Below are 22,763 nucleotides of genomic sequence, written 5' to 3'. Positions count from 1 at the left end.
GTATCAGACATGGCGGGCCAGCATGCGGGTGCGGTCTTCTTCGGTGACGACGATCTGGTCGACGGGGATGTAGAAATCGCGCTTGTAGTTGAAGGTATGGACGATGGCAGCGGTGACGACCGCCACGAAGCCCAGGATGGCCAGCGGCCACATCTGCCAGATCATCGCGAAGCCGAACACCGTCGACAGGCCCGCGATCACGATGCCGGCCGCGGTGTTGGCAGGCATGTGGATCGGCAGGAAGCCCTGCAGCGGACGGCCGTAGCCGCGCTTCTTCATGTCGTGCCAGGCGTCGCCGTCGTGCACCATCGGCGTGAAGGCGAAGTTATAGGCCGGCGGCGGCGACGACGTCGACCATTCCAGCGTACGGCCACCCCACGGGTCGCCCGAGAAATCGCGCAGCTTCTCGCGATTGCGGAAGCTCACGAACAGCTGGATCAGGAACGACGCGATGCCGAGCGCGATAAGGAATGCGCCGAAGGCGGCGATCTGGAACCAGATCTGCAGCGACGGGTCTTCGAAGTGGCTCATGCGGCGGGTCACGCCCATCAGGCCCAGCACATAGAGCGGCATGAACGCGACCCAGAAGCCGACCAGCCAGAACCAGAACGAACACCGGCCCCAGAAATCGTCGAGCTTGTAGCCGAAGGCCTTCGGGAACCAGTAGTTGATGCCGGCGAACATGCCGAATATCACGCCGCCGATGATCACGTTGTGGAAGTGGGCGATCAGGAACAGGCTGTTGTGCAGCATGAAGTCGGCCGGGGGCACCGCCAGCAGTACGCCGGTCATGCCGCCGATCACGAAGGTGACCATGAAGCCGATGGTCCAGAGCATCGGCACCTCGAAGCGGATGCGGCCCTTGTACATCGTGAACAGCCAGTTGAAGATCTTCGCCCCGGTCGGGATCGAGATGATCATGGTGGTGATGCCGAAGAACGAGTTCACGCTGGCGCCGGAGCCCATGGTGAAGAAGTGGTGCAGCCACACCAGGTACGACAGGATGGTGATCACGATCGTGGCGTAGACCATCGACGCGTAGCCGAACAGGCGCTTGCCGCAGAAGGTGGAGACGATCTCGGAGAACACGCCGAAGGCCGGCAGGATCAGGATGTAGACCTCGGGGTGTCCCCAGATCCAGATCAGGTTCACGTACATCATCGGGTTGCCGCCGAAGTCGTTCGTGAAGAAGGCGGTGCCCACGTAGCGGTCGAGCGACAGCAGGGCCAGCACGGCGGTCAGCACCGGGAAGGCGGCCACGATCAGCACGTTGGTGCAGAGCGCGGTCCAGGTGAAGATCGGCATCTTCATCAGGCCCATGCCCGGCGCGCGCATCTTGACGATGGTGACCAGCAGGTTGATGCCCGACAGCAGCGTGCCGATGCCGGCCAGCTGCAGCGACCAGATGTAGTAGTCCACGCCCACGTCCGGGCTGAAGTCGATGCCCGACAGCGGCGGATAGGCCAGCCAGCCGGTGCGGGCGAATTCGCCCACGAACAGCGAGGCCATCACCAGCGCCGCGCCACTGGTCGTCATCCAGAAGCTGAAGTTGTTGAGGAACGGGAAGGCCACGTCGCGCGCGCCGATCTGCAGCGGCACGACGTAGTTCATCAGGCCGGTCACCAGCGGCATCGCCACGAAGAAGATCATGATCACGCCGTGCGCGGTGAATATCTGGTCGTAGTGGTGCGGCGGCAGAAAGCCGGCCGAGTCGCCGAAGGCGAAGGCGAAGGCCTGGTGCGCCCGCATCATGATCGCGTCGGCGAAACCACGCAGCAGCATGACGATGCCCAGCACCATGTACATGATGCCGATCTTCTTGTGGTCGATGCTGGTGAACCACTCGCGCCACAGGTAGCCCCATTGCTTGAAGTAAGTCAGCCCGCCGACCACCGCCGTGCCGCCGAGCACCACCATGACGAAGGTCGCCAGCAGGATCGGGTCATGGAGCGGAATCGCCTCCCATGAGAGGCGGCCGAAGATGAGCTTCGTGAAGTCGAGTTGATCGAACATGGTGAGCCAATTGCCAAGAATGAAGCGGTGGTGGTCGTCCGGGTCGGGCGGCTGCCTCCGCCGAAAGGGTCAGGAAAGCGTGCCGGTCAGAGGGGCTGGCCGGTCGGTGCGGGCAGGATGCCGGTCGGGTCGGTCGGGGTGCACAGCGCGCCGACGTAGACCTTCGACTTGTCCAGGCCCAGGCGCTCGCGGGTGGCGGCGTCGATCGACGCCCGGTTGTGGGTGCCGGCCACGCCGCCGATGCCGCCTCTGGCGTCGATCGCCATCATGTCCTTCATGCACATGCGGTTGGCCTCGACGCAGCGGTTGAGCACCGCGTCGTACAGGCCCGCGTCCACCGTGGCGTAGCGCCGCACCGGCTCGCGCTCGCTGGGCTTTTCCAGCAGCAGGTAGCCGTCGCGGTCGAGCTGCTTGCCTTCGGACTTGGCGGCCTGCACCCAGCGGTCGAAGTCGGACGGGGCGTAGCCGTGGAACTTGAAGCGCATGCCCGAGAAGCCCGCGCCGCTGTAATTGGCCGACATGCCTTCGTACTCGCCCGGCTTGTTGATCACCGCGTGCAGCTGGGTCTGCATGCTGGGCATCGCATAGATCTGGCCGGCCAGCGCCGGGATGAAGAACGAGTTCATGACCGACGACGCGGTGATCTTGAAGTGGATCGGCCGCTCGACCGGGGCCGCCAGCTCGTTGACGGTGGCGATGCCCTGCTCGGGGTAGATGAAGAGCCACTTCCAGTCGAGCGCCACCACTTCCACCACCAGCGGCTTGGTGCCTTCGGGCACGCTGCGACCGGCCTGCAGCCGGTCGAGTGGCCGGTACGGGTCGAGCGTGTGGGTGCTGATCCAGGTGACCGCGCCCAGCGCGATGATGATCAGGAGCGGCGCCGCCCAGATCAGCAGCTCGAGCAGGGTGGAATGGTCCCAGTCGGGCTCGTAGCGCGCCTCGGTGTTCGCCTTGCGGTACTTCCACGCGAAGACGAAGGTGAGAGCGATCACCGGGACGATGATGATCAGCATCAGCACGGTGGAGACGATGATCAGGTCGCGCTGCTGCAGCGCAACGTCACCCGAAGGGCTGAGCAGCACGGCGTTGCAGCCCGCCAGCAGCACGGCAGGCGCGACCAGGAGCAGGCGGCGGAGTGTTTGGAGGGAGGGCATGCCGGGCGGAATCGTCAGGGGTTCTAAGATGTGCAGAATCTACGCCCATCCCCTTCGGTGGGGCATTGGACGTTTTGTCCTATGGCGGCTTTGTCCAAGCAATGCGACCCTGCGGGCGTTTAGCATGACACTACACCAGAATCAAGAGTACGCATGATGGCCAGCATCAGTTCGCAGCATCCCGAAACCTCATCGCCCGGCGCGGAGAACGATGTCCGCCAGATCACGGCGAACCATTCGAAGGTCGCCCCCGGGGAAATCGCCATCGGCGTGGTCATCGGTCGCGCATCGGAGTATTTCGACTTCTTCGTCTACGGCATCGCCTCGGTGCTGGTGTTTCCGGCGATCTTCTTCCCGTTCGAGGAACGGCTGGAGGGAACCCTTTGGGCCTTCGTGGTCTTTTCGTTCGCCTTCATCGCGCGTCCGATCGGCACCACGCTTTTCATGGGCATCCAGCGCCGGTGGGGCCGCAGCACCAAGCTGACGATCGCGCTGTTCCTGCTGGGTATCTCCACCGCCGGCATCGCCTTCCTGCCCGGCTACGCCAGCCTGGGCATCACCTCGATCGTGCTGCTCTCCATCTTCCGCTTCCTGCAGGGCATCGCCCTCGGCGGTTCCTGGGACGGCCTGCCCTCGCTGCTGGCACTGAACGCGCCGGAGAATCGCCGTGGCTGGTACGCCATGCTGGGCCAGCTGGGCGCACCGATCGGCTTCATCATCGCCAGCGCGCTGTTCCTGTTCCTGCACAGCAACCTGTCGCTCAAGGACTTCCTGGAGTTCGGCTGGCGCTATCCGTTCTACGTGGCGTTCGCGATCAACGTGGTGGCGCTCTTCGCCCGGCTGCGCCTGGTGGTGACACACGAATACACCCAGCTGCTCGAGGAGCGCGAGCTGGAGCCGACCAGCGTGCGGGAAATGGTCCGAACCCAGGGCTACAACATCTTCGTCGGCGCCTTCACCGCACTGGCCAGCTACGCGCTGTTCCACCTGATCACGGTGTTTCCGCTGTCCTGGATCGTGCTGGGCACCACCCAGTCGGTGAACGAGGTGCTGGCTGTACAGGTCGTGGGCGGCTTCTTCGCTATCCTCAGCACCATCGCCTCGGGCGTGATCGCCGACCGCTTCGGCCGGCGCAACACCCTGGGCACGCTGGCGGTGCTGATCGGCATCTTCAGTCTGTTCGCCCCGTCGCTGATGGGTGGCTCCGAGGTGGCGCAGGACGCGTTCATCCTGGTCGGCTTCGTGCTGCTGGGCCTGTCCTACGGCCAGGCGGCCGGCACCGTGACCGCCAACTTCTCGTCGATCTACCGCTACACCGGCGCGGCGCTGACCGCCGACCTGGCCTGGCTGGTCGGCGCGGCCTTCGCACCGCTGGTGGCGCTGGGCCTGTCGGCCAACTTCGGCCTGGGCTACCTCACCGCATACCTGATGTCGGGCGCGGTGCTGACACTGGCGGCGCTCTGGATCAACCGCAAGCGCGCTTCGCGGGACTAGGAGTCTGGGCGGCGCATCGCAGGCGGCACGTGTGGCACGTGTGGCACGACAAGATACGGCAACGACGCCGGAAGGGTGCTGTCGGCCGCTCTCAGAGCCAGATCAGCCGGTGAAAGGTCGGGTAGTTCAGATTTCGCTCTGGTAAATTTTGATGATGGGGCGGTGCGATGAACGCTCTATCCTGTCGATCTTGAATTGGGTGCCCGGGGGAAAGAGCACCTCTTGTTCATCTTTGATGAAAGAAAATTTGGAGATTCGCTTGCCGCTCTGAGAGTCGGTCTCCCATTCCACGCGCTTGCCTTGCCAAGCGGCTTCCTTCGTCTCAGACGTTGCGAAAAAGCGCAAGTTGGTGACGGTATCCCCTTGCTTGTAGCGCTGACGTACCCACTGGTCAGACTGGTCCTCACCCGTGAAAACCGTTCCTTGATGGGAGTACGAATCAGGAAGCGAATGCAGGGCCGAAACAATGCATTTCGCGTAAGCTAAGCCTTCGACAGAACAAGGCGCGTTTGCTTCCAGTACGTCCTGCACGATCTGGTAATCGGGGGTGATGGTCCAGGCGCGCAGGGCGATCATGTCCTCGATGGGCATGTGTGCCAGTTCGGGGCTCGAATACTTCAGGCTGTCGAGGTCCCAGGCGTTGGTTTCCCATTCGTCGATGTCGTTATCGTGCTGCGACAGATATGCCAATTTGAACTGGTCCCTGTCTTCCTGCGTGCTTCGAAAGTGGACGCCTTCGCCCTGGATTCTTTCCATGACCCTGCGTTTTTCTGCCTGCAACTCTGCATGAGAAAAAGAGGGCAGGCGTGACAGCGCAGCTCGCGGCGCGATATTTCCACCAGCGAGAAAGGAGGCGCGAGGCGACAACCCCTCGGGGGTGGAGCAGTTCGAGGAGGATGCCGAGCGTGAAGGATCGGGAGATTCTGTGATCTTGAGCGAAGAAAACTGCGGCCAGTAAGAACTCGAGGAGCCTGAAATACGTTGATCCATGTGCCGTCCACCCATTGAAGATTTGGAAGTCCTGCACGCACTGACGCGATGCCTGAGCACCATCCTCGCCATTGCACGCACGGGGAACTTCTTGATTCACGAATCTTGGCGATCGATGGATGAATTGCGTACGCCGGGTGCGAAACAGCATGCGCGTAGCCGAAACATGAGGACGTGATGGAGAGTCCGCCCTGAACAATTCGGTTTCAAGTGCGCATGGGTTGAGTGCGGGCCACCGGCGGTGCGAAGGCCGCTCATAGGACGTGCAATGTGAGCGCCCCTCCGATCGATCACCGGCCTGGCTGGAGCTGAGAGGGGGATTGTTCAAGGCGGACTCAGTAGCCGCGGCCCGGCTCCACCACGCCCGCGATCGGCCGCCCCGCCTGCAGCGCCAGGATCTTGCCGGCGATCTGGGCGATGCTTTCGTCCCGCAGGGTGCGGGCCAAGGTGTGGGGCGTGACGGTAATGCGCGGATGGGTCCAAAACGGGTGCCCGGCCGGCAGCGGCTCGGTGCGGAACACGTCGAGCGCCGCGCCGGCCAGATGGCCCTCGTCCAGCAGGGCCAGCAGGTCCTGCTCGACCAGGTGTCCGCCCCGCGCCACGTTGACCACGTAGCCACCCGGCAGCAGCTTCGACAGCGTCTCGCGCCGCATCACGCCCTGGGTTTCGGGGGGCAGCGGCAGCAGGCAGACGAGGATGCGGGTGCCGGCCAGAAAAGCGTCGAATTGCGCATCGCCCGAGAAGCCTTCGGCGACCGGCTCCAGCCACGCACCGGAAACTCGAAGCCGCGCAGCGTTTTGGCCACCCGCTGGCCCAGCACGCCCAGGCCCATCACGCCGACCGGATGCTCGGCCCGATCGCGCGGCTTGCGGTACGACCAGCAGCCGGCCGCGGTATCGGCCTCGTAGCCGTCGAACTCGCGGAAATGCCGCACCACCGCATGGGTGACGAACTCGGCCATCTGCACCGCCGTACCGCTGTCGTCGAGCCGCACCACCGGAATCCCCGCCGGCAGCCGCAAGGCCATCAGCGCGTCGACACCCGCGCCGACGTTGAAGATGCCGCGCGGGGCGGTCTGTTCGTCGAACAAGGCCTCAGACCACCGCATGGTCGGCGGCCGGTGCGCTCCAGGCACCCATTCACTGACGGCGGCATAGGGCAGCGCGGCCCGCAGTCCGTCGATCCAGGGGCCGGCCTTGGTGCCGGTGCAGCAGAACGTGATGTTCATTGATTTAAGGGAAAAGCGCGTGTCCACTCATCACATAACTTCCGGAAGGAACGACTTTTCTCGCGGGCCACCGCCAAATCCATACAGGCGGATAGTGCAGGCTGATCAGTCATCTCATGATATGGCTTACCCATCCGATGACCTACCCAACCTTTTGCATCACGACGTGCTTCAGGATCAGCGGGAATTTCTGATTCCTGAACACTAAAATCACGGCATCCGCAAAGAGACTGAGCAGCAGCGAGGAACCATGCCTCGTACTCCCGGTTTGCCAAAACTACCGATATGTCTCTATGAGGTGCCTGCGCGCGCGCTATTCTTAGGATTTCAGCACCGCAGGTTGCAGGGCAATCATCATCTGCGTCAAGCAATATGAGCAACCAGCCTTCTAAACCGCATTTGGCAGCAGCAAGTTGAATATAACGACTGAACTGTTCCGGCTTGTTAAGAAACCGATTGCGGTGAACTCGCAGCGGAGGAAGAACTCTGATTTCTCTGTGCGGAGTAAGCCACTGCGCCAACCTACGTAATAGCACAGGCAGCGCCGCGACCTCTCCATCTCCCTCGACAATACAAACTACCCGATTCAACACATCAAACTCCGAACAGATCAATTTGTCGACCGCGTTGTAATTGAAGTGCATCTTGGTCTGGTGCCAATTGATTGAGTCGAAGCAACTCTCCTGCTGAGAACAGATGATCATGCATAGCTTGGCGCGATGCAAGATCAAGTGGCGCAATGCGTGTCTCACCAAGCTCAGACACCACAGCCAAAAAGTGGTCGGGGTCAATAGACGAGTCGTCGAGGAGGTCCGGACTGTGGCTGGTCACTATAACTTGCGTCTTATCCGAAGCGCGGCGTAAAGCTTCACGCAAAGCGGCACTTGCCGCAGGATGCAAGGCGGTCTCAGGCTCTTCTATTCCAACCAACAGTGATGAGTGGTCACGGCTGGCTTGAAAAAGCGCAGTTAACACACCCAATGCCCTGAGTGTCCCATCAGACATATTTTGAGCAGGAAATTTCCAAGGGTGCTGCGCGCCCGCCATTTCCTGGCGAAACTGTAGTGATTCTAGAGGGCCTATCTGATCTCTCTTGACGCCGTGCACTGTTGGAACGACCGTTTGCAGGTACTCCTGAATAAGCTCCATGCTCTCAGGCGCTGTTCTTTCTAGATGCCCGATGACACTGGCAATGTTTTCACCGACCGGTTTCAGCAGTCGCCCATCTTGGGGTTTTTGAGGTTCGCGCATAACTTTAGGATTCAAGTTATAAAACCCCATAGCAGTCAGCGCATCAAAAACCGGACGAAATACTGTTAACCCTGACACGCCGACCAAGGCCAAGCGATCAGGCGTCACAGCAGGAAATGTGTCCTCGCTGCTTGCGATCAGCTGGCCCCTCTCGACCTTGAAGCAAGGGCCTTTACCGGCGCCACCGATTGCGCATTCCTCAACCTGAACCTCATAAGCTCTTCCTGGTAATGCACCGATGCTAAAAGCATAATGACCCGTGTTTCCATCGGGCAAGTTGAACTCCAGCCGGATACCAAAATGAGTGGGATGTCCGTTGGAGCGACGTCGCACTTCGCTCAGTCCACCGCGCTCGCTCAAAGCGTTGTCGAGCGATCCACTTAGTCCGTCACGGACCAGATGAAGAGCATCTAAAAAATTACTTTTGCCCGCGCCATTAGGACCGACCAAATAGGTGAGAGGACCCAAACGGACATCACAACTACCAATGCTCTTGTAGTTGCGCAACACGACACGTGTGAGGAAAGGAGCGGGAGTCATCAAGAGTAGCTATCCGAAGCCCAAAGATGGCGTCGGAAGTTGTTGGTCAAGGACCATCATTCTGCGGTAAGCAACATGATCCACAGCGACATATCTCAGCCGATCCGCAGCAGCTCCGCGCCTTCGATGAGCTGGTCGCCGGGCGCGTACAGCAACTCCTCCACTACCCCGTCGGCCGGCGCGGCGATAGTGTGCTCCATCTTCATCGCCTCCATCACCGCCCGCGCTGGCCCCGCGCCACCGCGTCGCCGGCCCGGACGGCGAACGACACCACCTTGCCCGGCATCGGCGCCGTCAGCCGGCCGCCTTCGGAGGGGGTGTAGGTCGCATGGACCAGCGGGTCGATTGCTATTATTTGTGTAGCATCCAGTCGGCAGAATACATGGGCTTCGGGCCCTTTCGGGTAGATATTCAACCGTTCGCGCCGGTCGCGGCGCGGCATCGGCCGGCACCGCCAGCTACTGCGCGCCGTCGCGGCCCCGCACCAGCCGGGCCTGCACCCGCCTCGTCGCAGACCTGCATATGCCGCTCATGCGCGTCGGCGTCGGAATACGCGGCGACCGTCCGGATGCCCATGCGGCGCGCGGTCGCCGCCACCTGGCAGGCGATTTCACCGCGATTGGCGATCAGGATTTTCTTAAACATGGGGCGGGTCTCCGGAAGCATTCTGGTGGGTGGAAAACGCGGGCGCGGTGCCCGGATCCGGCCGGCCGCTGAAGATGCGGGCGACGCGGCCGAACAGCGCCCGCAGGAACCGCCAGCTCTTGCGGATCAGCCAGACGCTGAGCGCCAGCGCCGCGACCAGCAGCACCATGAACACCAGCGGATGCGCCACCGCCAGCCACAGGCCGGCCGGCACGGCGGTGTCTTCGACCAGCGAAGCGCCCACGTTGGAGAAGGGCTCGGGCGAGGTGTTGATCGCCGCGCGGGTGGTGGCCTTGGCCGCGTGCGCCGTGGCCGCGAAGCCGCCGCCCACCAGCGCCGCCACCACCGCCATCGCCCCGTGGTCGGCACCAAACACGCCGGCCGCCAAGGCCGCGCCGGCAGGGATGCGGATGGCGGTGTGCACCACGTCCCACAGCGAATCCAGGCCCGGAATCTTGTCGGCGAAGAACTCGACGAACACCATGAAGCCGCTGGCCGCCAGCACCGCCGGATGCGCCAGCAGCTGCAGCCCGCCCGGCAGCGGCACCCAGTCCAGAGCGCCCGCGATGCCGGTCAGCAGCACCACCAGGTACAGCCGCACGCCGCTGGCCCAGCCGAGGGCGGCGGCCAGGGCCAGCAGTTGGGTCGTGTCGAGGCTATTCACACCAAGTCTCCTCTGCAGAGGGGGCGCGCATGGCGATGGGCATCGGCCACGCCTCGTCCCGCGGGGCCGGCTTTGCCGGACCGCCGGGATGGCCCCCGGCGAGGGGGTTGGCGCAGCGACACGCAGTGCGCGAAGACGGGGGGCGGTTCATGAGGCCAGCCAGGACGGTTTGCGCTTCTGCAGGAAGGCCCGCACACCCTCGCGGCCTTCGTCGCTGGCGCGGATGTCGGCGATTTCCCTCGACGGTGCGGGCCACCGGCGCATAGTCGATCGCGCGGCCGTTCACGTCGACGATCAGTTCCTTGCAGGCGCCGACCGCCACCGGGCCGACGGCGGTGAGTGCCTTGAGCAGCGCGGTGTCCACGCTCACCGCCATGTCGCAGGCCGCCACCAGGCCCATGCCGCCTGCATACACGTCGCCCTGCACCCGGGCGACGGTGGGCTTGGGACACTCGGCGATGGTGCGCAGCATCGTGGCCAGTTTGCCGGCATCGGCCAAGTGCGTCAGTTCGGCGATCACGGTGTCGTCGAACGCATTACAAGTGCCCGGACGGTCGAGCCGAACGCAAGCAACACAACCTTCTACCGAATATTCCACTGCTTTGAAGTCATCCATGGCCGTCTGGGCTTGATGAAATAAGAACGTGCGCTTCAGACGTCCGTCGCCGCGCGAGACTGGGTTGAGACCAGCACTTGACCGGATTCGACTCTCCCCGTCGGCATGTTTTCCGATGGCGCGACAGGCAGCACAAACTGGAAATGTTCTGTACACAATTCGTTCTGCAGTAACTCGAAGAATGTTTTGACCCGTTTAAAGTTCGTTGTCCCGCGTTTGTCCATCGCGCCGTGCCAAACCTCAACGGCACGTGCTTCTTCATCGATTGCCCTCACCCGGTTCGGCGCCACGATCAGCGCTGTGGTTGTCATCCGACGACGTGCAAGTTGACGTTGCTCACGAGCGCCTTCCCGAAAGGAAAAGTGCACGTATTCATCGATCTCTTTGAGAAAGTGGACGAGCAACTCTCTCTTGTTGCGCTCGTTTTCGACACTTCTCGCGGCATCCGTCTGCACTTTTGCTGCCCATCGGGCCACGAACCATGCAATCAAACCGCCAACCAGACTGCCAGCCACGGAACCCCAAAAACTCCACGCCGCATCGCTCATCAATTTCCTCACATTCTGAAGATGCCGAAATTTGGCGCATCGATCTTCGCATGCCGCGCCGCCGCCAGCCCCGGCGCCAGCACCCGCCGGGTGTCGGCCGGGTCGATGATCCCGTCGTCCCAGAGCCGCGCGGTGGCGTAGTAGGGGTGGCCCTGTTCCTCGTATTGCCGGCGCAGGGGCGCCTTGAAGGCCTCTTCTTCCTCGGCGCTCCACTGGCCGCCCCTGGCCTCGATGCCGTCGCGCCTGACGGTCGCCAGCACGCTGGCCGCCTGCTCGCCGCCCATCACGCCGATGCGGGCGTTGGGCCACATCCAGAGAAAGCGCGGACCGAAGGCGCGGCCGCACATGCCGTAGTTGCCGGCACCGAAGCTGCAGCCGATGATGATGATGGTGAACTCGGGCACGTGTGCCTTCGCCACCGCGGTCACCATCTTGGCGCCGTGGCGGGCGATGCCCTCGTGCTCGACCTTGCGGCCGACCATGAAGCCGGTGATGTTCTGCAGGAAGACGAGCGGGATCTTGCGCTGACAGCACAGCTCGATGAAGTGGGCGCCCTTCTGCGCCGATTCCGAGAACAGGATGCCGTTGTCGGCGACGATGCCGACCGGCATGCCCTCGATCTCGGCAAAACCGCAGACCAGGGTGGCGCCGAAGCGGGCCTTGAACTCGTGGAACGCGCTGCCGTCGACGATGCGGACGATGATCTCGCGCACGTCGAAGGGCTTGCGGGTGTCGGCCAGGATCACGCCGCACAGCTCCTCCGCTCCCAAAAGAGGAGCATAAGGTCGGCCTACAGCGCCGGCTTCGGGCACTTTTCGCCGTAGATTCTCGACCGCGGCACGGGCCAGGGCCAGCGCGTGCAGGTCGTTCTCGGCCAGGTGGTCCACCACGCCCGAAAGCCGGGTGTGCACGTCGCCGCCGCCCAGGTCTTCGGCGGTGACCACTTCGCCGGTGGCGGCCTTCACCAGCGGCGGGCCGCCCAGGAAGATGGTGCCCTGGTTCTTGACGATGATCGATTCGTCGCTCATCGCCGGCACGTAGGCGCCGCCGGCGGTGCAGCTGCCCACCACCACCGCGATCTGGCCGATGCCCTGGGCGCTGCACCTGGTTGTAGAAGATGCGGCCGAAGTGGTCGCGGTCGGGAACACCATCGGCGCGATCTCCAGGAAGGGCGTGCCGGTCCAGCAGCATCTCGACCCGGTAGCACGGCAACAGCTTGCCGCGGGCGGTGTGCTTGGCGCGGGCCGCCTCGCCGCCGCCCCGGGCCACGCGGGCCGCCTGGGCATGCAGGTCGTCGACCAGCGCGCGCATCGCGGCTGCGTTGGCCTGGAACTCGGCCGAGCGGGCATCGAGCCTGGAACTCAGAATCGACATGGGAGCCTTTCGGGATTCGGTTGGAAACGGTGGGCGCCAGGGCCTGCGCCGAGAATGGGCCGAAGATGCACACCGTCGAAATCGTTCTCTTGTTGCTGATGCTGGGCGCCGTGTCGGGCTTGGCGGCCCGCTACCTGGCGGCCATTGCGCTGCCGCTGCTGCAGATCGCGCTGGGCGCCGTGCTCTCGTGGCCCGATGCGGGCCTGCATGTGCGCTTCGACCCGGAGCTGTTCCTGCTGCTGTTCATTCCGCCGCTGCTGTTCGCCGACGGCTGGCGTATACCCAAGCGCGAGTTCTTCGCGCTGCGCCGGCCGATCCTGACGCTGGCGCTCGGCCTGGTGCTGTTCACCGTCATCGGCCTGGGCTATTTCGTGCACTGGATGGTGCCGGGCATGCCGCTGACCGTGGCCTTCGCGCTGGCGGCGGTGCTCTCGCCCACCGACGCGGTGGCGGTCAGCGCGATCATCCGGCGCCTGGGCATGCCCGAGAAGACGATGCATATCCTGCAGGGCGAATCGCTGCTCAACGACGCGTCGGGCCTGGTAGCGCTGAAATTCGCCGTCGCGGCCACGCTGACCGGCGTGTTCTCGTGGAGCGAAGCGGGCCGCAGCTTCCTGTTCATCGCAGTGGGCGGCGTGGCGGTGGGCACGGGCGTCGGCTGGGGCTTCGCGGTGGCGCGCAACGCGATCACCCGGCGGCTGGGCGACACGGCCGCCACGCAGACGGTGCTGCTCCTGATGCTGCTGCCCTTCGCCGCCTACATCCTGGGCGAGAACCTGGGCGTGTCGGGCATCCTGGCCGCGGTGGCGGCCGGCATCGCGACCAACTTCGCCGACCTGGAGCGCAGCGAGTCCATCGCCGAGCGGATGCAGGCCCAGGGCGCCTGGGCGGTGGTGGAATCGGCCTTCAACGGCGCGATCTTCCTGTTGCTGGGCCTGCAGCTGCCGGCGATCATGGTCGACGGCCTGACCCACGGGCCGCACGCCTGGTGGCGGATGGTGGGCTACGTGCTGGCCATCTCGGCGATGCTGGTGGTGCTGCGCGGCGTGTGGCTGGTGCTGGCGGTGCGCCGCTCGATGGTCAACGCCCGCCGCCGCGGCCAGCTGCTGGAGGCGCCCACCGGACGGCTGATGGGCGCCGCCACCCTGGCCGGCATCCGTGGTGCGATCACTCTGGCCGGGGCGCTCTCGGTGCCGCTGCTGATGCCCGACGGCAGCGCCTTCCCCGGGCGCGAGCTGCTGGTTTTTCTGGCGACCGGCGTGATTTTGGTGACCCTGGTGGTCGGCAGCGTCGGCCTGCCGCTGCTGCTGCGCGGCCTGCCGCAACCCGACGAGCCGCCGCATGCCCGCGAGGAGCGGCTGGCCCGGGTGGCCGCCTACGAGGCCGCCGTCGTCGCCCTGCAGAACGACCGGAGCGGCGCCGGCCGGCACGACGCCGAATGGCAGGGCCTGCACGACGAGGCCGCAGGCCGCGTCGCCCGCGGCTACCGTCGCCGGATCGAGACGCTGGACGATGCCGACGACGGCCCCGAGACCGACCAGGCGGAGCGCGCCGCCCTCAAACGTGGCCATGTGCTGGAGCTGGAACTGCGCCTGGCCGGCCTGCACGCCGAGCGGACCGAGCTGTACCGTCTGCGTCGGGAGCACCGGATCAACGACGACTCGCTGCGCACCCTGGTGCAGGAGGTGGATTTGTCCGAGATCTCGCTGCGCCGCCGCTTGGTGGCGGCGCAGCGCGCGTCGCAGCGCGGCTGATCCGGGGACGGGGGAGAGGCCCTGCTTTCTCGGGTACGTCCAGGTGCACAACACGCTCCAGGCACGGCCTATGCCGGCGCGGCCCGCGATTGGCTCCACAATGGTTGCAAATCGTGCCAGACATGTCCCGCACCGCCCTGCCCCCTCCACCCGGCCGCCCGGCCATGGCTGAACTGCGCCACCTGGTGCTGGTGCTGGGCGATCAGCTCGACCCGCAGGCCGCCGCTTTCGACGGCTTCGACACGGCGCGGGACGCGGTGTGGATGGCCGAGGTGGCGGAGGAATCGACCCACGTCTGGTCGTCCCAGCCGCGCATCGCCGTATTTCTTGCCGCGATGCGCCACTTCGCCGCAGCCCTGCGCGCCGCGGGCCGGCCGCTGCACTACCGCATGCTGGACGACCCCGCCAACCACGGCACGCTGGCCGCCGAACTCACGGCGACGGCGGAGGCGCTGCGCCCCACGCGGCTGGTGATGACCGCGCCCGGCGACTGGCGGGTGCTGCAGGCCCTGCGCAGCGCTGCGGCAGCGCTCGGGCTGCCGCTGGAGCTGCGGCCCGACCGGCATTTCTACGCCACGGTGCAGGACTTCGCGGCCCACGCCCGCGGCCGTGCCACGGTGCGGATGGAGTATTACTACCGCGCGCTGCGCCAACGCCACGGCGTGCTGATGGAGGCCGACGGCCGGCCCGCCGGCGGCCGCTGGAACTTCGACCACGACAACCGCGGCAGCTTCGGCGCACGCGGGCCGCGGGGCCTGCCGGCGCCGCGCCGCTTTGTGCCCGACGCCCTGACGCAGCAGGTGCTGGCCCTGGTACGGCGCCGCTTCGGCGACCACCCCGGCTCGCTCGACGCCTTCGACTGGCCGGTCACGCCGCAGGATGCGCGGGCCGCGCTCGACGACTTCGTGCAGCACCGGCTGCCGCACTTCGGCCGCTACCAGGACGCGATGTGGCCCTGCGAGCCGTGGCTCTACCACACACGCATCTCGGCCGCGCTGAACCTGAAGCTGCTCGACCCGCGCGACGCGGTCGCCGCGGCCGAGGCGGCCTGGCGCGAGGGCCGTGTGCCCCTGGCCGCGGCCGAGGGCTTCGTCCGCCAGATCCTGGGCTGGCGCGAATACGTGCGCGGCGTCTACTGGACCCGGATGCCCGGCTACCTGGAGCGCAACGCGCTCGGCGCCACCGCCGACCTGCCCGCCTGGTACTGGACCGGCGACACGCCGATGGCCTGCCTGCGCGACACGATCGGCCAGACGCTGCGTCACGGCTACGCCCACCACATCCAGCGGCTGATGGTCACCGGCCTCTACGCGATGCTGCTGGGCGTGGCGCCGCAGCAGGTGCACGCCTGGTACCTGGCGGTGTACGTCGACGCGGTGGAATGGGTGGAGTTGCCCAACACCCTGGGCATGTCGCAGTACGCCGACGGCGGCCTGATGGGCAGCAAGCCTTATGCCGCCAGCGGCCGCTACATCCAGAAGATGGCGGCCGGCTACTGCAAGGGCTGCAAGTTCGATCCGGCACAGCGCACCGGCGCGTCCGCCTGCCCCTTCACCGTGCTGTATTGGGGTTTCCTGGCCCGCCACCAGCCGCTGCTGGCCGGCAACCGGCGCATGGCCTATCCGCTGCAGGCGCTGGCGCGGATACCGGCGGCCGAGCGGGCCGAGATCGCGCTGCAGACGGCCCGCCTGCGGCAGGCCGACACCGCCTACGCCTCCGCCACCGACACCTGAGAACCGCCGCCATGCCGCCGCCACCCACGCCCGGCTTCAAGGGCAACAAATCCCACCTGCCGCAAAAGCCCTGCGCCGCCTGCGGCCTGCCGATGACCTGGCGCAAGAAGTGGGCGCGCAAGTGGGAGTCGGTGCTGTACTGCAGCGATGCCTGCCGCAGGGCGAAGAAGGCGAAGAGGCCGAAGCCGGACGCCCCTAAGCCAATGCTATCAAATAAATAGCTAGCAGTCGGCGTGGGACGCCGGCCACAGCCATTTTTAATTCAAAAGCGGTGCGTCAAACTGAGCCGCACGGTGCGCGGCTCGGCGGGGTGGAAGATGACGTCGTTCACCGCCACCGATTCGCCGCGCAGCCGGGTCGCGTAGTAGTAGTCGCTGTCGGTCACCTTGCGGTCGAACAGGTTGAACACGTCGAGCGCGATCCGGGTGCTGCGGTCGATCGCATAGCCGACCCGTGCGCTGGTCAGGGCGCTGCTGCGGGAGCGCACGCGGTTGTCCTCCACCAGCACCCGCGGGCCGAAGTAGCGCACATGCATGCCGCCGAACCAGCCGTTGACCTGCGGCACGATGACGCCCAGCGACACCACCTTGCCGATCGCGCCCGGCACGTAGGGGCCGGCCGCGTCGGCGTCGGAAAAGCGGGTGCGGGAAAGCGCCACGTCGGCGTCGATATGCGCCCAGCGGCCCGCCTGGTAGCGGTTGGTCCATTCGATGCCGTAGCGCTTCGTGGGCCGGCTGGCCTCGGTCTCGCCGGCCTCGCCGTTGAAGAGCAGCTCGGAGCCGATGTCGAGCTTCCACAGCGCCAGCGAGGTCTGCAGGCCGGGGATCGCCTCGCTGCGCACACCGACCTCCATGCCGCGCGCGCCCACCAGCGGCACCGAGGGATCGACCGCATCGCCGGTGCGCGGGTTGATCCGCGTCGTCACGCCGCGCGCATCGTTGCTGTGGAACCCGCGGCCGGCGCTGACGAAATACTCGGTGTCGGCCCACGGCCCGAAGACCAGCGCCAGCTTGGGCGAGGCGATGTGGTCGCGCGCCCGGCCGCTGTTGGCGGGCAGGCTGCTGTCGACCGCGAAGCGGAACGCGTCCACCCGCAGCCCGGCGACCGAGCGGACCTTCTCGGTCCATTGCGTGGTGTTCTCGGCGAAGACCGCCGCGCTGCCTTCGCGCACCCGGTCTTCGCGGAGGGTCTGCAGTTCGCGGCGCTGCACGGTGGTGGCGAAGACCACCGGCGCCAGCCGGTCGAGGCGGGTCTGCAGGCCGATGCGGTTCTGCATGTCGAGGCCGCCCCGCGTGGCCGACCAGCTCTGCGCCAGGTTGACGCCCGCCATCGTGCGCCGCTCGCGCTGCACGAACTGGTCGCCGTTGACCGGGTCGTCGGTGAAGTAGGTGAGGTTGCTGAACAGGTCGAGCCGCGAGCGCACCACGAAGGCTTCGAGCGTGAACCGGCCGCTGCCGCCGGCGTTGCTGCGGCGCAGAGCGTACGACAGGCTGCTGCGCGCGGTGGTGCCGCCGTCGCTCGGGTCGATCGCGCCCAGCCGGCCGATCAGGCCGCTGTCGACCGCGCGCTGCGCAATCTGGTCGGTCGCGTTCCAGCGCGAGGCATAGGCCATGGCGGTGAGGCTGTGGCCGTCGCTCTCGCTGCCGGCGCTGTAGCGCAGCAGGGCGTTGAACCGGCGCATCCGGTCGGAGTTGTCGAACGGGCCGCGGTTGGTGGCCAGCTCCAGCCCGTAGAGCAGCTTGCCCTGGTTCCAGTCGACCGAATCGGCCAGCAGCGTGCGGCCGTAGCCGCGGGTGCCGCCGGTGACGACGGCCAAGCCCTGCGGCAGCGTGTCGGGCAGGCGCATGCGGGCCGAGCCGGCCGAGGCGAAGTCGCCCTCTTCGGCGTAATACGGCCCCTTGCGATAGTCGACCCGCCCGACCAGCTCGGGGATCAGGAAGTTGAGATCGGTGTAGCCCTGGCCGTGGGCATGGGTGCGCATGTTGACCGGCATGCCGTCGACATAGGTCGCGAACTCGGTGCCGTGGTCGAGGTTGAAGCCGCGCAGGAAATACTGGTTGGCCTTGCCGCCGCCGCTGTGCTGCACCACCACCAGGCCGGGCACGAACTCGAGTATCTCGCCGGTGCGCAAGGCCGGCCGCGCGGCGATGTCGGCCGCCGACGCGCTGCCCTGGCTGGCCGCGTCCGAGCTGCCCAGCGCGTTGCCCTGGCTACCGGCCTGCACCCGGATCTCGCCGAGCTGCGGATCGGCCGCACCGCCGGCATCCTGCGCCGCGGCCAGCACCGGCATCGCCAGGCAACAGGCCGCCAGCCCCAGCCGGCCGGAAGTGGCCCCCCCCTACGCATCGCATCGGAAACGGTCATCGCTACTTTCTCTACCAAGTGGCCATGTCGAAAAGCACCTTAAGGTTGAGCACCACGATCACGCCCGAGATGCCCCAGGCCACCGCCGCCAGCAGCCGGCCTGTGACGAGCTTGCCCATCAGTTGGCGGTCGGTCACGCAGCGCACCAGCGGAATCACCGCGAACGGCAGCTGCATCGACAGCACCACCTGGCTGAACACCAGCAGCTTGGCGGTGCCCTGCGCGCCGTAGAGGCTGGTGATGACCACCACCGGCACGATCGCGATGCCGCGGGTCAGCAGCCGGCGCGCCCAGTCGGGCAGGCGGATGCGCAGGAAGCCCTCCATCACGATCTGCCCGGCCAGCGTGGCGGTGACGGTCGAGTTGATGCCCGAGGCCAGCAGCGCGACCGCGAACAGGGTCGAGGCGATGCCCACGCCCAGCATCGGCGAGAGCAGCTCGTAGGCCTGCTCGATCTCCTCCACGTCGGTGCGGCCCGAGGCATGGAAAACCGTGGCCGCGGTGATCAGGATGGCCGCGTTGACGAACAGCGCAAGCATCAGCGCGATGGTGCTGTCGGTGACCGCCCAGCGCAGCGCGCTGTGGCGGCCCTCGTCGTTGCGCGGATAGGCCCGGGTCTGCACGATGGACGAGTGCAGGTACAGGTTGTGCGGCATCACCGTGGCGCCGACGATGCCGATGGCCAGGTACAGCGCGGCTGGGTTGGTGACCACCTCGGCCTTGGGCAGGAAGCCGCCCAGCACCGACTGCAGCGGCGGCGCGGCCAGCACCATCTGCACCACGAAGCAGCTGAAGATCAGCGCCAGCAGCGCGATCACGAAGGCCTCCAGTGCCCGGAAGCCGCGCCGCATCAGCAGCAGCACCAGGAACACGTCGAGCGCGGTGATGACCGCGCCCCAGACCAGCGCAATGCCGAACAGCAGATTGAGCGCGATCGCGGTCCCGATCACCTCGGCCAGGTCGCAGGCGACGATCGCGATCTCGCAGGCCACCCACAGCATCAGGTTGACCGGTCGCGAATAGCGCGCCCGGCAGGCCTGCGCCAGGTCGAGCCCTGTCGCGATGCCGAGGCGCGCGGCCAGCGCCTGCAGCACGATCGCCATCAGGTTCGACAGCAGGATCACCGACAGCAGCATGTAGCCGAACTTCGAGCCGCCGGCGATGTCGGTCGCCCAGTTGCCCGGGTCCATGTAGCCGACCGACACCATGTAGCCCGGCCCCAGGAACGCCAGGAAGCGCCGGAACCAGTGAACGCCGGCGCCCGGCACCGGCACGCTGCCGTTCATCTCGCCCAGGCTGGCGCCGGCGGGGGCAACGCCTGCCGACGCGCCGGTGTCGCCGGGCGGTGCGTGCTTCTCTGGAAAGCCGCCGGACAGGATCGCCGCCGCACTGTGATGATCTGCCAAATCGAACTCCGTGAATCGTCGCCGCGCGCTCGTAGGCGGCTCCGTAATATAGCCTGGGCTATAAATTACAGTAAAGGCGAAGTTTTGTCTGCAGGCGGGAGCCGGCCATCGTTGAAAATACCGTCCGTTCGCACCCGCCGGGTGCCCCGCCTCCACGCCCGACACGGCTTATCGGATGCAGCCTTACCGCTGCGCGCCACGCCACACGATGCCCAAGAAGACAGCGCCCGCTCCCGTCGAACCGATCCGGATGGTCGATGCCACGGTGCACGTCGAGAGCTTTCGCCAGGCACGCGAGGCCCGGCGCCAGGAGCGGGTGGACGACTATGTAGAACTCATCGCCGACCTGATCCAGGAAGACGGCGAGGCGCGCCAGGTGGAGATCGCCGCCCGCCTGGGCGTGACCCAGCCCACCGTCGCCAAGATGCTCAACCGCCTGTCCGAGGCCGGCTACGTGGTGCGCCGCCCTTACCGAGGCGTGTTCCTCACGCCCGAAGGCCAGGAACTGGCCGAGGCCAGCCGGGCCCGGCACCGGGTGGTGGAGGATTTCCTGCTGGCGCTGGGCGTGGACGCCGACTGCGCCCGCCGCGACGCCGAGGGCATCGAGCACCACGTCAGCAAGGCGACGCTCGACGCCTTCGCGCGCTTCCTGAAGGCGCGTGCCGCCCAGACGTCGAGACAGTGATCGCCTCTATCTCTATAAAGCGATTCCCCGTCTGTCTTGGCCCAGAGCGAGTGGCTGACGAGACGAGGCAAGAAATGGAAATTAGCGTGGATACGGAGGAATTCCGCGAGTCACACCGTGCAACCGCCGAAGCACTGCCGGCATGGCCCGGGCCGTTCTGAATAAAATATGGCTTTTCAAACAGAGGATGCATCATGGGCTACTTTGACAGTGCTGTGCAAAACCTGCTCGAGCAGGTGCCCTTGCCTCAACAACTTCCGAAGGAATCGGGCCGTATGTATGCAATCGCGTTTGACCTAGACACGCAGGCGCTGCAAGCCGCTTATCCCGGCCCTTCGTATAACAACGCTTACGGCGAAATCAAAAAGATACTGGTCGCTAGAGGATTTGCATGGCAGCAGGGCAGCGTTTATTTCGGCAACGAAACGATCACAGCCGTTCAGTGTGTGCTGTCCGCCCAGGCTCTTAGTGCGGCTCTTCCATGGTTCAAAGCCTCTGTTCGAGATCTTCGGATGCTCCGTATCGAGGAACTTAACGATTTGATTCCGGCCTTGTAGGCGCTACGTGAAGGTGCCGGCGAACCTCAAGCCTCGCAAGAGGCTTTTTCTTTTGGACTGAATCACTGCGCATACCGATATAGCCAGGTCTCGGTGAGCGTCTGGTCGCCGTTCTTCAAATACATCCGCAGGTCGGCCGCCGCATTGCCGGCCGGCGTGAAATCGAACTGCGCGCGCCAGTGGCCGGGCACGCCGTTGGGCACCGCCTCGGTGAAGATGTACGAGAAGCTGCCGCTCGACGCGGTCAGCACCGGCTCCGGCTTCACGCCGAAGGGCAGGCCCTGCAGCGGACCGCCCAAGAATTCGACCATGAACTTCTGCACCCCGGCCGGCCGCGGCTGGCCCGGCTGGCCGCCGCGGCCCAGCCGCGTCGCCACGCAGACGGCCAGCGGCGACGGGTAGGGCTCCTTGTCGGTCCAGTGCAAGCGGTAGCGCAGGCTGTAGCTGCCGCCGGCCTTGGCGGGCGCCGTGGGCACCCAAAAGGCGACGATGTTGTCGTGAATCTCGTCGTCGGTCGGGATTTCGATCAGCTGCACCTCGCCTTCGCCCCAGTCGCCCACCGGCTCCACCCACAGGCTGGGGCGGCGGTCGTACCGCACGCCGTCCTGGTAGTGGTCGAAGTTGCGGTCGCGCTGCAGCAGGCCGAAGCCCTTGGGCTGCCTGTCGGCGAAGGCGGCGCCGGTGGTGGCCTTGGGGTTGTCGAGCGGGCGCCAGATGCGCTCGCCGCCGCCGGTCCACATCGCCAGGCCGTCGGAGTCGTGCACCTCGGGCCGCCAGTCGATCGCGGTCTGCTTTGTGGTCTCGGAGAACCAGTACATCGAGGTGAGCGGCGCGATGCCGAGGCGGGCGATGTCCTTGCGCACGAAGAGCCGGCATTCGATGTCCATCACCACCGCCCTGGCGCGCTGCATCACGAACTTGTAGGCGCCGGTGATGCTGGCGCCTTCGAGCAGCGCATGCACCACCACCGTGTCGCCGCCGTCGGCCGGCGAGTCGAAGTAGAACTCGGTGAAGGTGGGGAAGTCCTCGGGCCGGTCGGGCACCGCCACGTCCAGCGCCACCGCGCGGGCCGACAAGCCGTACTGGTAGAGCTCGCCGATCGCGCGGAAGTAGCTGGCGCCCAGAAAAGCCACCCAGTCGTTGCCCTTCCAGTCGAGCTTCTTCTGGTCGGCGGTGCGGCTTTCCTGGAAGCGGAAGCCGGCGAAGCCCGCGCCCTGCGGCAGCTCGCGTGCGGGGCTGTCGGCGGGCATGTCGAAGTAGCCCGGGTCGTAGACGATCTCGCGCGCGAAGAAATCGTCGCCGCTGCGCGAGAGCAGGTGCATGTGCACCGGCACCTGGAAGAACTTGCCCAGGTGAAAGAAGGTGACCGGGTACTGGCCCGGGCCGTCCTTGAAGAGGGCCGAGTCGGTGTTGAACTTGATCTTGCCGTGCGCTTCGTAGTCGATCCGCTCCAGCACCGCGGCCGGCAGCGGTGTGCCCGGCGCATAGGGCTTGCCGGCCAGGGCCTGCGCCCGCGCCACCAGTCCGTCGAAACTGAAGGGCCGCGGGCTGGAGAACTTGAGCCCGGCGGCGGCCTGCGCGTCGAGGGGGATGCCGAAGGCCGCCAGCGCGGCGGAGGCGCTGCCGGCGGCCAGGAAGGCGCGGCGGTCGAACGTGATTTTCTTGTGCATCGGTACAGATCTTGTGAAGGATTTCCGAGGAAGGCCGCCAGCACTGCGCACCGCTCGGGCGCGCGGGCGTTCGCTGC

17 protein-coding genes and 4 pseudogenes are annotated in these 22,763 nt (G+C 66.0%); 6 read left to right on the top strand and 15 right to left on the bottom strand.

Annotated features, from left to right (window positions below; translation table 11 throughout):
• Window positions 1-3: 3 nt before the first annotated feature.
• Together cyoB and cyoA are read right to left on the bottom strand one after the other, a co-directional pair.
• Window positions 4-2,013: a cytochrome o ubiquinol oxidase subunit I gene (gene cyoB / locus DFQ15_RS11510; protein WP_110466114.1), complete on the bottom strand. Its 2,010-nt coding sequence runs from the start codon at window positions 2,011-2,013 to the stop codon at window positions 4-6.
• Between the two features lie 86 nt (window positions 2,014-2,099).
• Window positions 2,100-3,167 carry a ubiquinol oxidase subunit II gene (gene cyoA / locus DFQ15_RS11505; protein ID WP_110466113.1) on the bottom strand — a complete coding sequence of 356 codons (1,068 nt, stop codon included), beginning with the start codon at window positions 3,165-3,167 and terminating at the stop codon, window positions 2,100-2,102.
• Between the two features lie 153 nt (window positions 3,168-3,320).
• Between cyoA and DFQ15_RS11500 the strand changes: the two genes are divergently transcribed.
• Window positions 3,321-4,661, top strand: coding sequence for an MFS transporter (locus tag DFQ15_RS11500; protein ID WP_374941026.1), 1,341 nt, complete (start codon window positions 3,321-3,323; stop codon window positions 4,659-4,661).
• 126 nt (window positions 4,662-4,787) lie between these two features.
• On the opposite strand, the gene xopAI is transcribed toward DFQ15_RS11500, so the two are convergent.
• The 10 genes and pseudogenes from xopAI to DFQ15_RS11455 form a co-directional block, all read right to left on the bottom strand.
• A complete protein-coding gene (gene xopAI / locus DFQ15_RS11495) occupies window positions 4,788-5,651 on the bottom strand; it encodes a type III secretion system effector XopAI (protein ID WP_199399862.1) in 864 nt (287 codons plus the stop codon).
• A gap of 335 nt (window positions 5,652-5,986) precedes the next feature.
• Window positions 5,987-6,879 (bottom strand): annotated as a pseudogene (locus DFQ15_RS11490) (2-hydroxyacid dehydrogenase).
• On the bottom strand, window positions 6,876-7,523 hold the full coding sequence (locus DFQ15_RS11485; RefSeq protein ID WP_110466111.1) for a DUF4276 family protein: 648 nt from the start codon (window positions 7,521-7,523) through the stop codon (window positions 6,876-6,878). Before DFQ15_RS11485 ends, DFQ15_RS11490 begins: the two are co-directional and overlap by 4 nt.
• Window positions 7,474-8,670, bottom strand: coding sequence for an AAA family ATPase (locus DFQ15_RS11480; protein WP_110466110.1), 1,197 nt, complete (start codon window positions 8,668-8,670; stop codon window positions 7,474-7,476). The genes DFQ15_RS11485 and DFQ15_RS11480 overlap by 50 nt, the downstream gene beginning before the upstream one ends.
• Window positions 8,671-8,765: 95 nt before the next feature.
• Window positions 8,766-9,061: pseudogene (locus DFQ15_RS11475) on the bottom strand (acetyl-CoA carboxylase biotin carboxyl carrier protein subunit); the annotation flags it as partial.
• Between the two features lie 20 nt (window positions 9,062-9,081).
• Entirely contained in the window at window positions 9,082-9,315 is a 234-nt protein-coding gene (locus DFQ15_RS11470) for a biotin carboxylase N-terminal domain-containing protein (protein WP_110466109.1), read from the bottom strand.
• Window positions 9,308-9,979, bottom strand: coding sequence for a DUF4126 domain-containing protein (locus DFQ15_RS11465; protein ID WP_110466108.1), 672 nt, complete (start codon window positions 9,977-9,979; stop codon window positions 9,308-9,310). The genes DFQ15_RS11470 and DFQ15_RS11465 overlap by 8 nt, the downstream gene beginning before the upstream one ends.
• Window positions 9,980-10,126: 147 nt before the next feature.
• Window positions 10,127-10,595: pseudogene (locus DFQ15_RS11460) on the bottom strand (enoyl-CoA hydratase-related protein).
• Window positions 10,596-10,630: 35 nt separating this feature from the next.
• Complete coding sequence (locus DFQ15_RS17135; protein WP_146228724.1) at window positions 10,631-11,143, bottom strand: hypothetical protein; 513 nt, start codon at window positions 11,141-11,143, stop codon at window positions 10,631-10,633.
• Between the two features lie 8 nt (window positions 11,144-11,151).
• Window positions 11,152-12,517 (bottom strand): annotated as a pseudogene (locus tag DFQ15_RS11455) (carboxyl transferase domain-containing protein).
• Between the two features lie 65 nt (window positions 12,518-12,582).
• On the opposite strand from DFQ15_RS11455, the gene DFQ15_RS11450 reads away from it, so the two are divergent.
• The 3 genes from DFQ15_RS11450 to DFQ15_RS11440 all read left to right on the top strand — a co-directional run bounded on the left by DFQ15_RS11450 (window position 12,583) and on the right by DFQ15_RS11440 (window position 16,225).
• Window positions 12,583-14,271 (top strand): Na+/H+ antiporter, encoded by a 1,689-nt coding sequence (locus DFQ15_RS11450; protein WP_110466127.1) that lies wholly within the window; start codon window positions 12,583-12,585, stop codon window positions 14,269-14,271.
• A gap of 164 nt (window positions 14,272-14,435) precedes the next feature.
• The gene (locus tag DFQ15_RS11445) at window positions 14,436-16,004 is read left to right on the top strand and encodes a cryptochrome/photolyase family protein (RefSeq protein ID WP_110466107.1); all 1,569 of its coding nucleotides are present in this window, start codon (window positions 14,436-14,438) and stop codon (window positions 16,002-16,004) included.
• Between the two features lie 11 nt (window positions 16,005-16,015).
• Window positions 16,016-16,225 carry a DUF2256 domain-containing protein gene (locus DFQ15_RS11440; protein ID WP_110466106.1) on the top strand — a complete coding sequence of 70 codons (210 nt, stop codon included), beginning with the start codon at window positions 16,016-16,018 and terminating at the stop codon, window positions 16,223-16,225.
• Window positions 16,226-16,266: 41 nt separating this feature from the next.
• Here DFQ15_RS11440 and DFQ15_RS11435 read toward each other — a convergent pair whose 3' ends face one another.
• Window positions 16,267-18,294 (bottom strand): TonB-dependent receptor, encoded by a 2,028-nt coding sequence (locus DFQ15_RS11435; protein WP_110466105.1) that lies wholly within the window; start codon window positions 18,292-18,294, stop codon window positions 16,267-16,269.
• Between the two features lie 85 nt (window positions 18,295-18,379).
• On the bottom strand, window positions 18,380-19,654 hold the full coding sequence (locus DFQ15_RS11430) for an Nramp family divalent metal transporter (RefSeq protein ID WP_110466126.1): 1,275 nt from the start codon (window positions 19,652-19,654) through the stop codon (window positions 18,380-18,382).
• A 328-nt stretch (window positions 19,655-19,982) separates the two neighbouring features.
• Here DFQ15_RS11430 and mntR point away from each other — a divergent pair, with 328 nt between their 5' ends.
• Together mntR and DFQ15_RS11420 are read left to right on the top strand one after the other, a co-directional pair.
• Window positions 19,983-20,459 (top strand): manganese-binding transcriptional regulator MntR, encoded by a 477-nt coding sequence (gene mntR / locus DFQ15_RS11425; protein WP_110466104.1) that lies wholly within the window; start codon window positions 19,983-19,985, stop codon window positions 20,457-20,459.
• Window positions 20,460-20,653: 194 nt separating this feature from the next.
• Window positions 20,654-21,016 (top strand): virulence factor, encoded by a 363-nt coding sequence (locus DFQ15_RS11420; protein WP_233504423.1) that lies wholly within the window; start codon window positions 20,654-20,656, stop codon window positions 21,014-21,016.
• A 62-nt stretch (window positions 21,017-21,078) separates the two neighbouring features.
• Here DFQ15_RS11420 and DFQ15_RS11415 read toward each other — a convergent pair whose 3' ends face one another.
• Window positions 21,079-22,686, bottom strand: a complete 1,608-nt coding sequence (locus tag DFQ15_RS11415; protein WP_110466103.1) for a glucan biosynthesis protein — start codon at window positions 22,684-22,686, stop codon at window positions 21,079-21,081.
• Window positions 22,687-22,763 lie beyond the last annotated feature (77 nt).

It is taken from the genome of Xylophilus ampelinus, from assembly GCF_003217575.1.
Classification (GTDB): domain Bacteria; phylum Pseudomonadota; class Gammaproteobacteria; order Burkholderiales; family Burkholderiaceae_C; genus Xylophilus; species Xylophilus ampelinus.
This window is presented reverse-complemented; position numbering and strand designations above follow the sequence as displayed.

What these genes read in the sequence shown, in the direction of transcription:
- cyoB (WP_110466114.1), bottom strand. Translation starts at nt 2,013, where the DNA reads ATGTTCGATCAACTCGACTTCACGAAGCTCATCTTCGGCCGCCTCTCA.
- cyoA (WP_110466113.1), bottom strand. Translation starts at nt 3,167, where the DNA reads ATGCCCTCCCTCCAAACACTCCGCCGCCTGCTCCTGGTCGCGCCTGCC.
- DFQ15_RS11500 (WP_374941026.1), top strand. Translation starts at nt 3,321, where the DNA reads ATGATGGCCAGCATCAGTTCGCAGCATCCCGAAACCTCATCGCCCGGC.
- xopAI (WP_199399862.1), bottom strand. Translation starts at nt 5,651, where the DNA reads ATGGATCAACGTATTTCAGGCTCCTCGAGTTCTTACTGGCCGCAGTTT.
- DFQ15_RS11485 (WP_110466111.1), bottom strand. Translation starts at nt 7,523, where the DNA reads ATGCACTTCAATTACAACGCGGTCGACAAATTGATCTGTTCGGAGTTT.
- DFQ15_RS11480 (WP_110466110.1), bottom strand. Translation starts at nt 8,670, where the DNA reads ATGACTCCCGCTCCTTTCCTCACACGTGTCGTGTTGCGCAACTACAAG.
- DFQ15_RS11470 (WP_110466109.1), bottom strand. Translation starts at nt 9,315, where the DNA reads ATGTTTAAGAAAATCCTGATCGCCAATCGCGGTGAAATCGCCTGCCAG.
- DFQ15_RS17135 (WP_146228724.1), bottom strand. Translation starts at nt 11,143, where the DNA reads ATGAGCGATGCGGCGTGGAGTTTTTGGGGTTCCGTGGCTGGCAGTCTG.
- DFQ15_RS11450 (WP_110466127.1), top strand. Translation starts at nt 12,583, where the DNA reads ATGCACACCGTCGAAATCGTTCTCTTGTTGCTGATGCTGGGCGCCGTG.
- DFQ15_RS11445 (WP_110466107.1), top strand. Translation starts at nt 14,436, where the DNA reads ATGGCTGAACTGCGCCACCTGGTGCTGGTGCTGGGCGATCAGCTCGAC.
- DFQ15_RS11440 (WP_110466106.1), top strand. Translation starts at nt 16,016, where the DNA reads ATGCCGCCGCCACCCACGCCCGGCTTCAAGGGCAACAAATCCCACCTG.
- DFQ15_RS11435 (WP_110466105.1), bottom strand. Translation starts at nt 18,294, where the DNA reads ATGCCGGTGCTGGCCGCGGCGCAGGATGCCGGCGGTGCGGCCGATCCG.
- DFQ15_RS11430 (WP_110466126.1), bottom strand. Translation starts at nt 19,654, where the DNA reads ATGAACGGCAGCGTGCCGGTGCCGGGCGCCGGCGTTCACTGGTTCCGG.
- mntR (WP_110466104.1), top strand. Translation starts at nt 19,983, where the DNA reads ATGCCCAAGAAGACAGCGCCCGCTCCCGTCGAACCGATCCGGATGGTC.
- DFQ15_RS11420 (WP_233504423.1), top strand. Translation starts at nt 20,654, where the DNA reads ATGGGCTACTTTGACAGTGCTGTGCAAAACCTGCTCGAGCAGGTGCCC.
- DFQ15_RS11415 (WP_110466103.1), bottom strand. Translation starts at nt 22,686, where the DNA reads ATGCACAAGAAAATCACGTTCGACCGCCGCGCCTTCCTGGCCGCCGGC.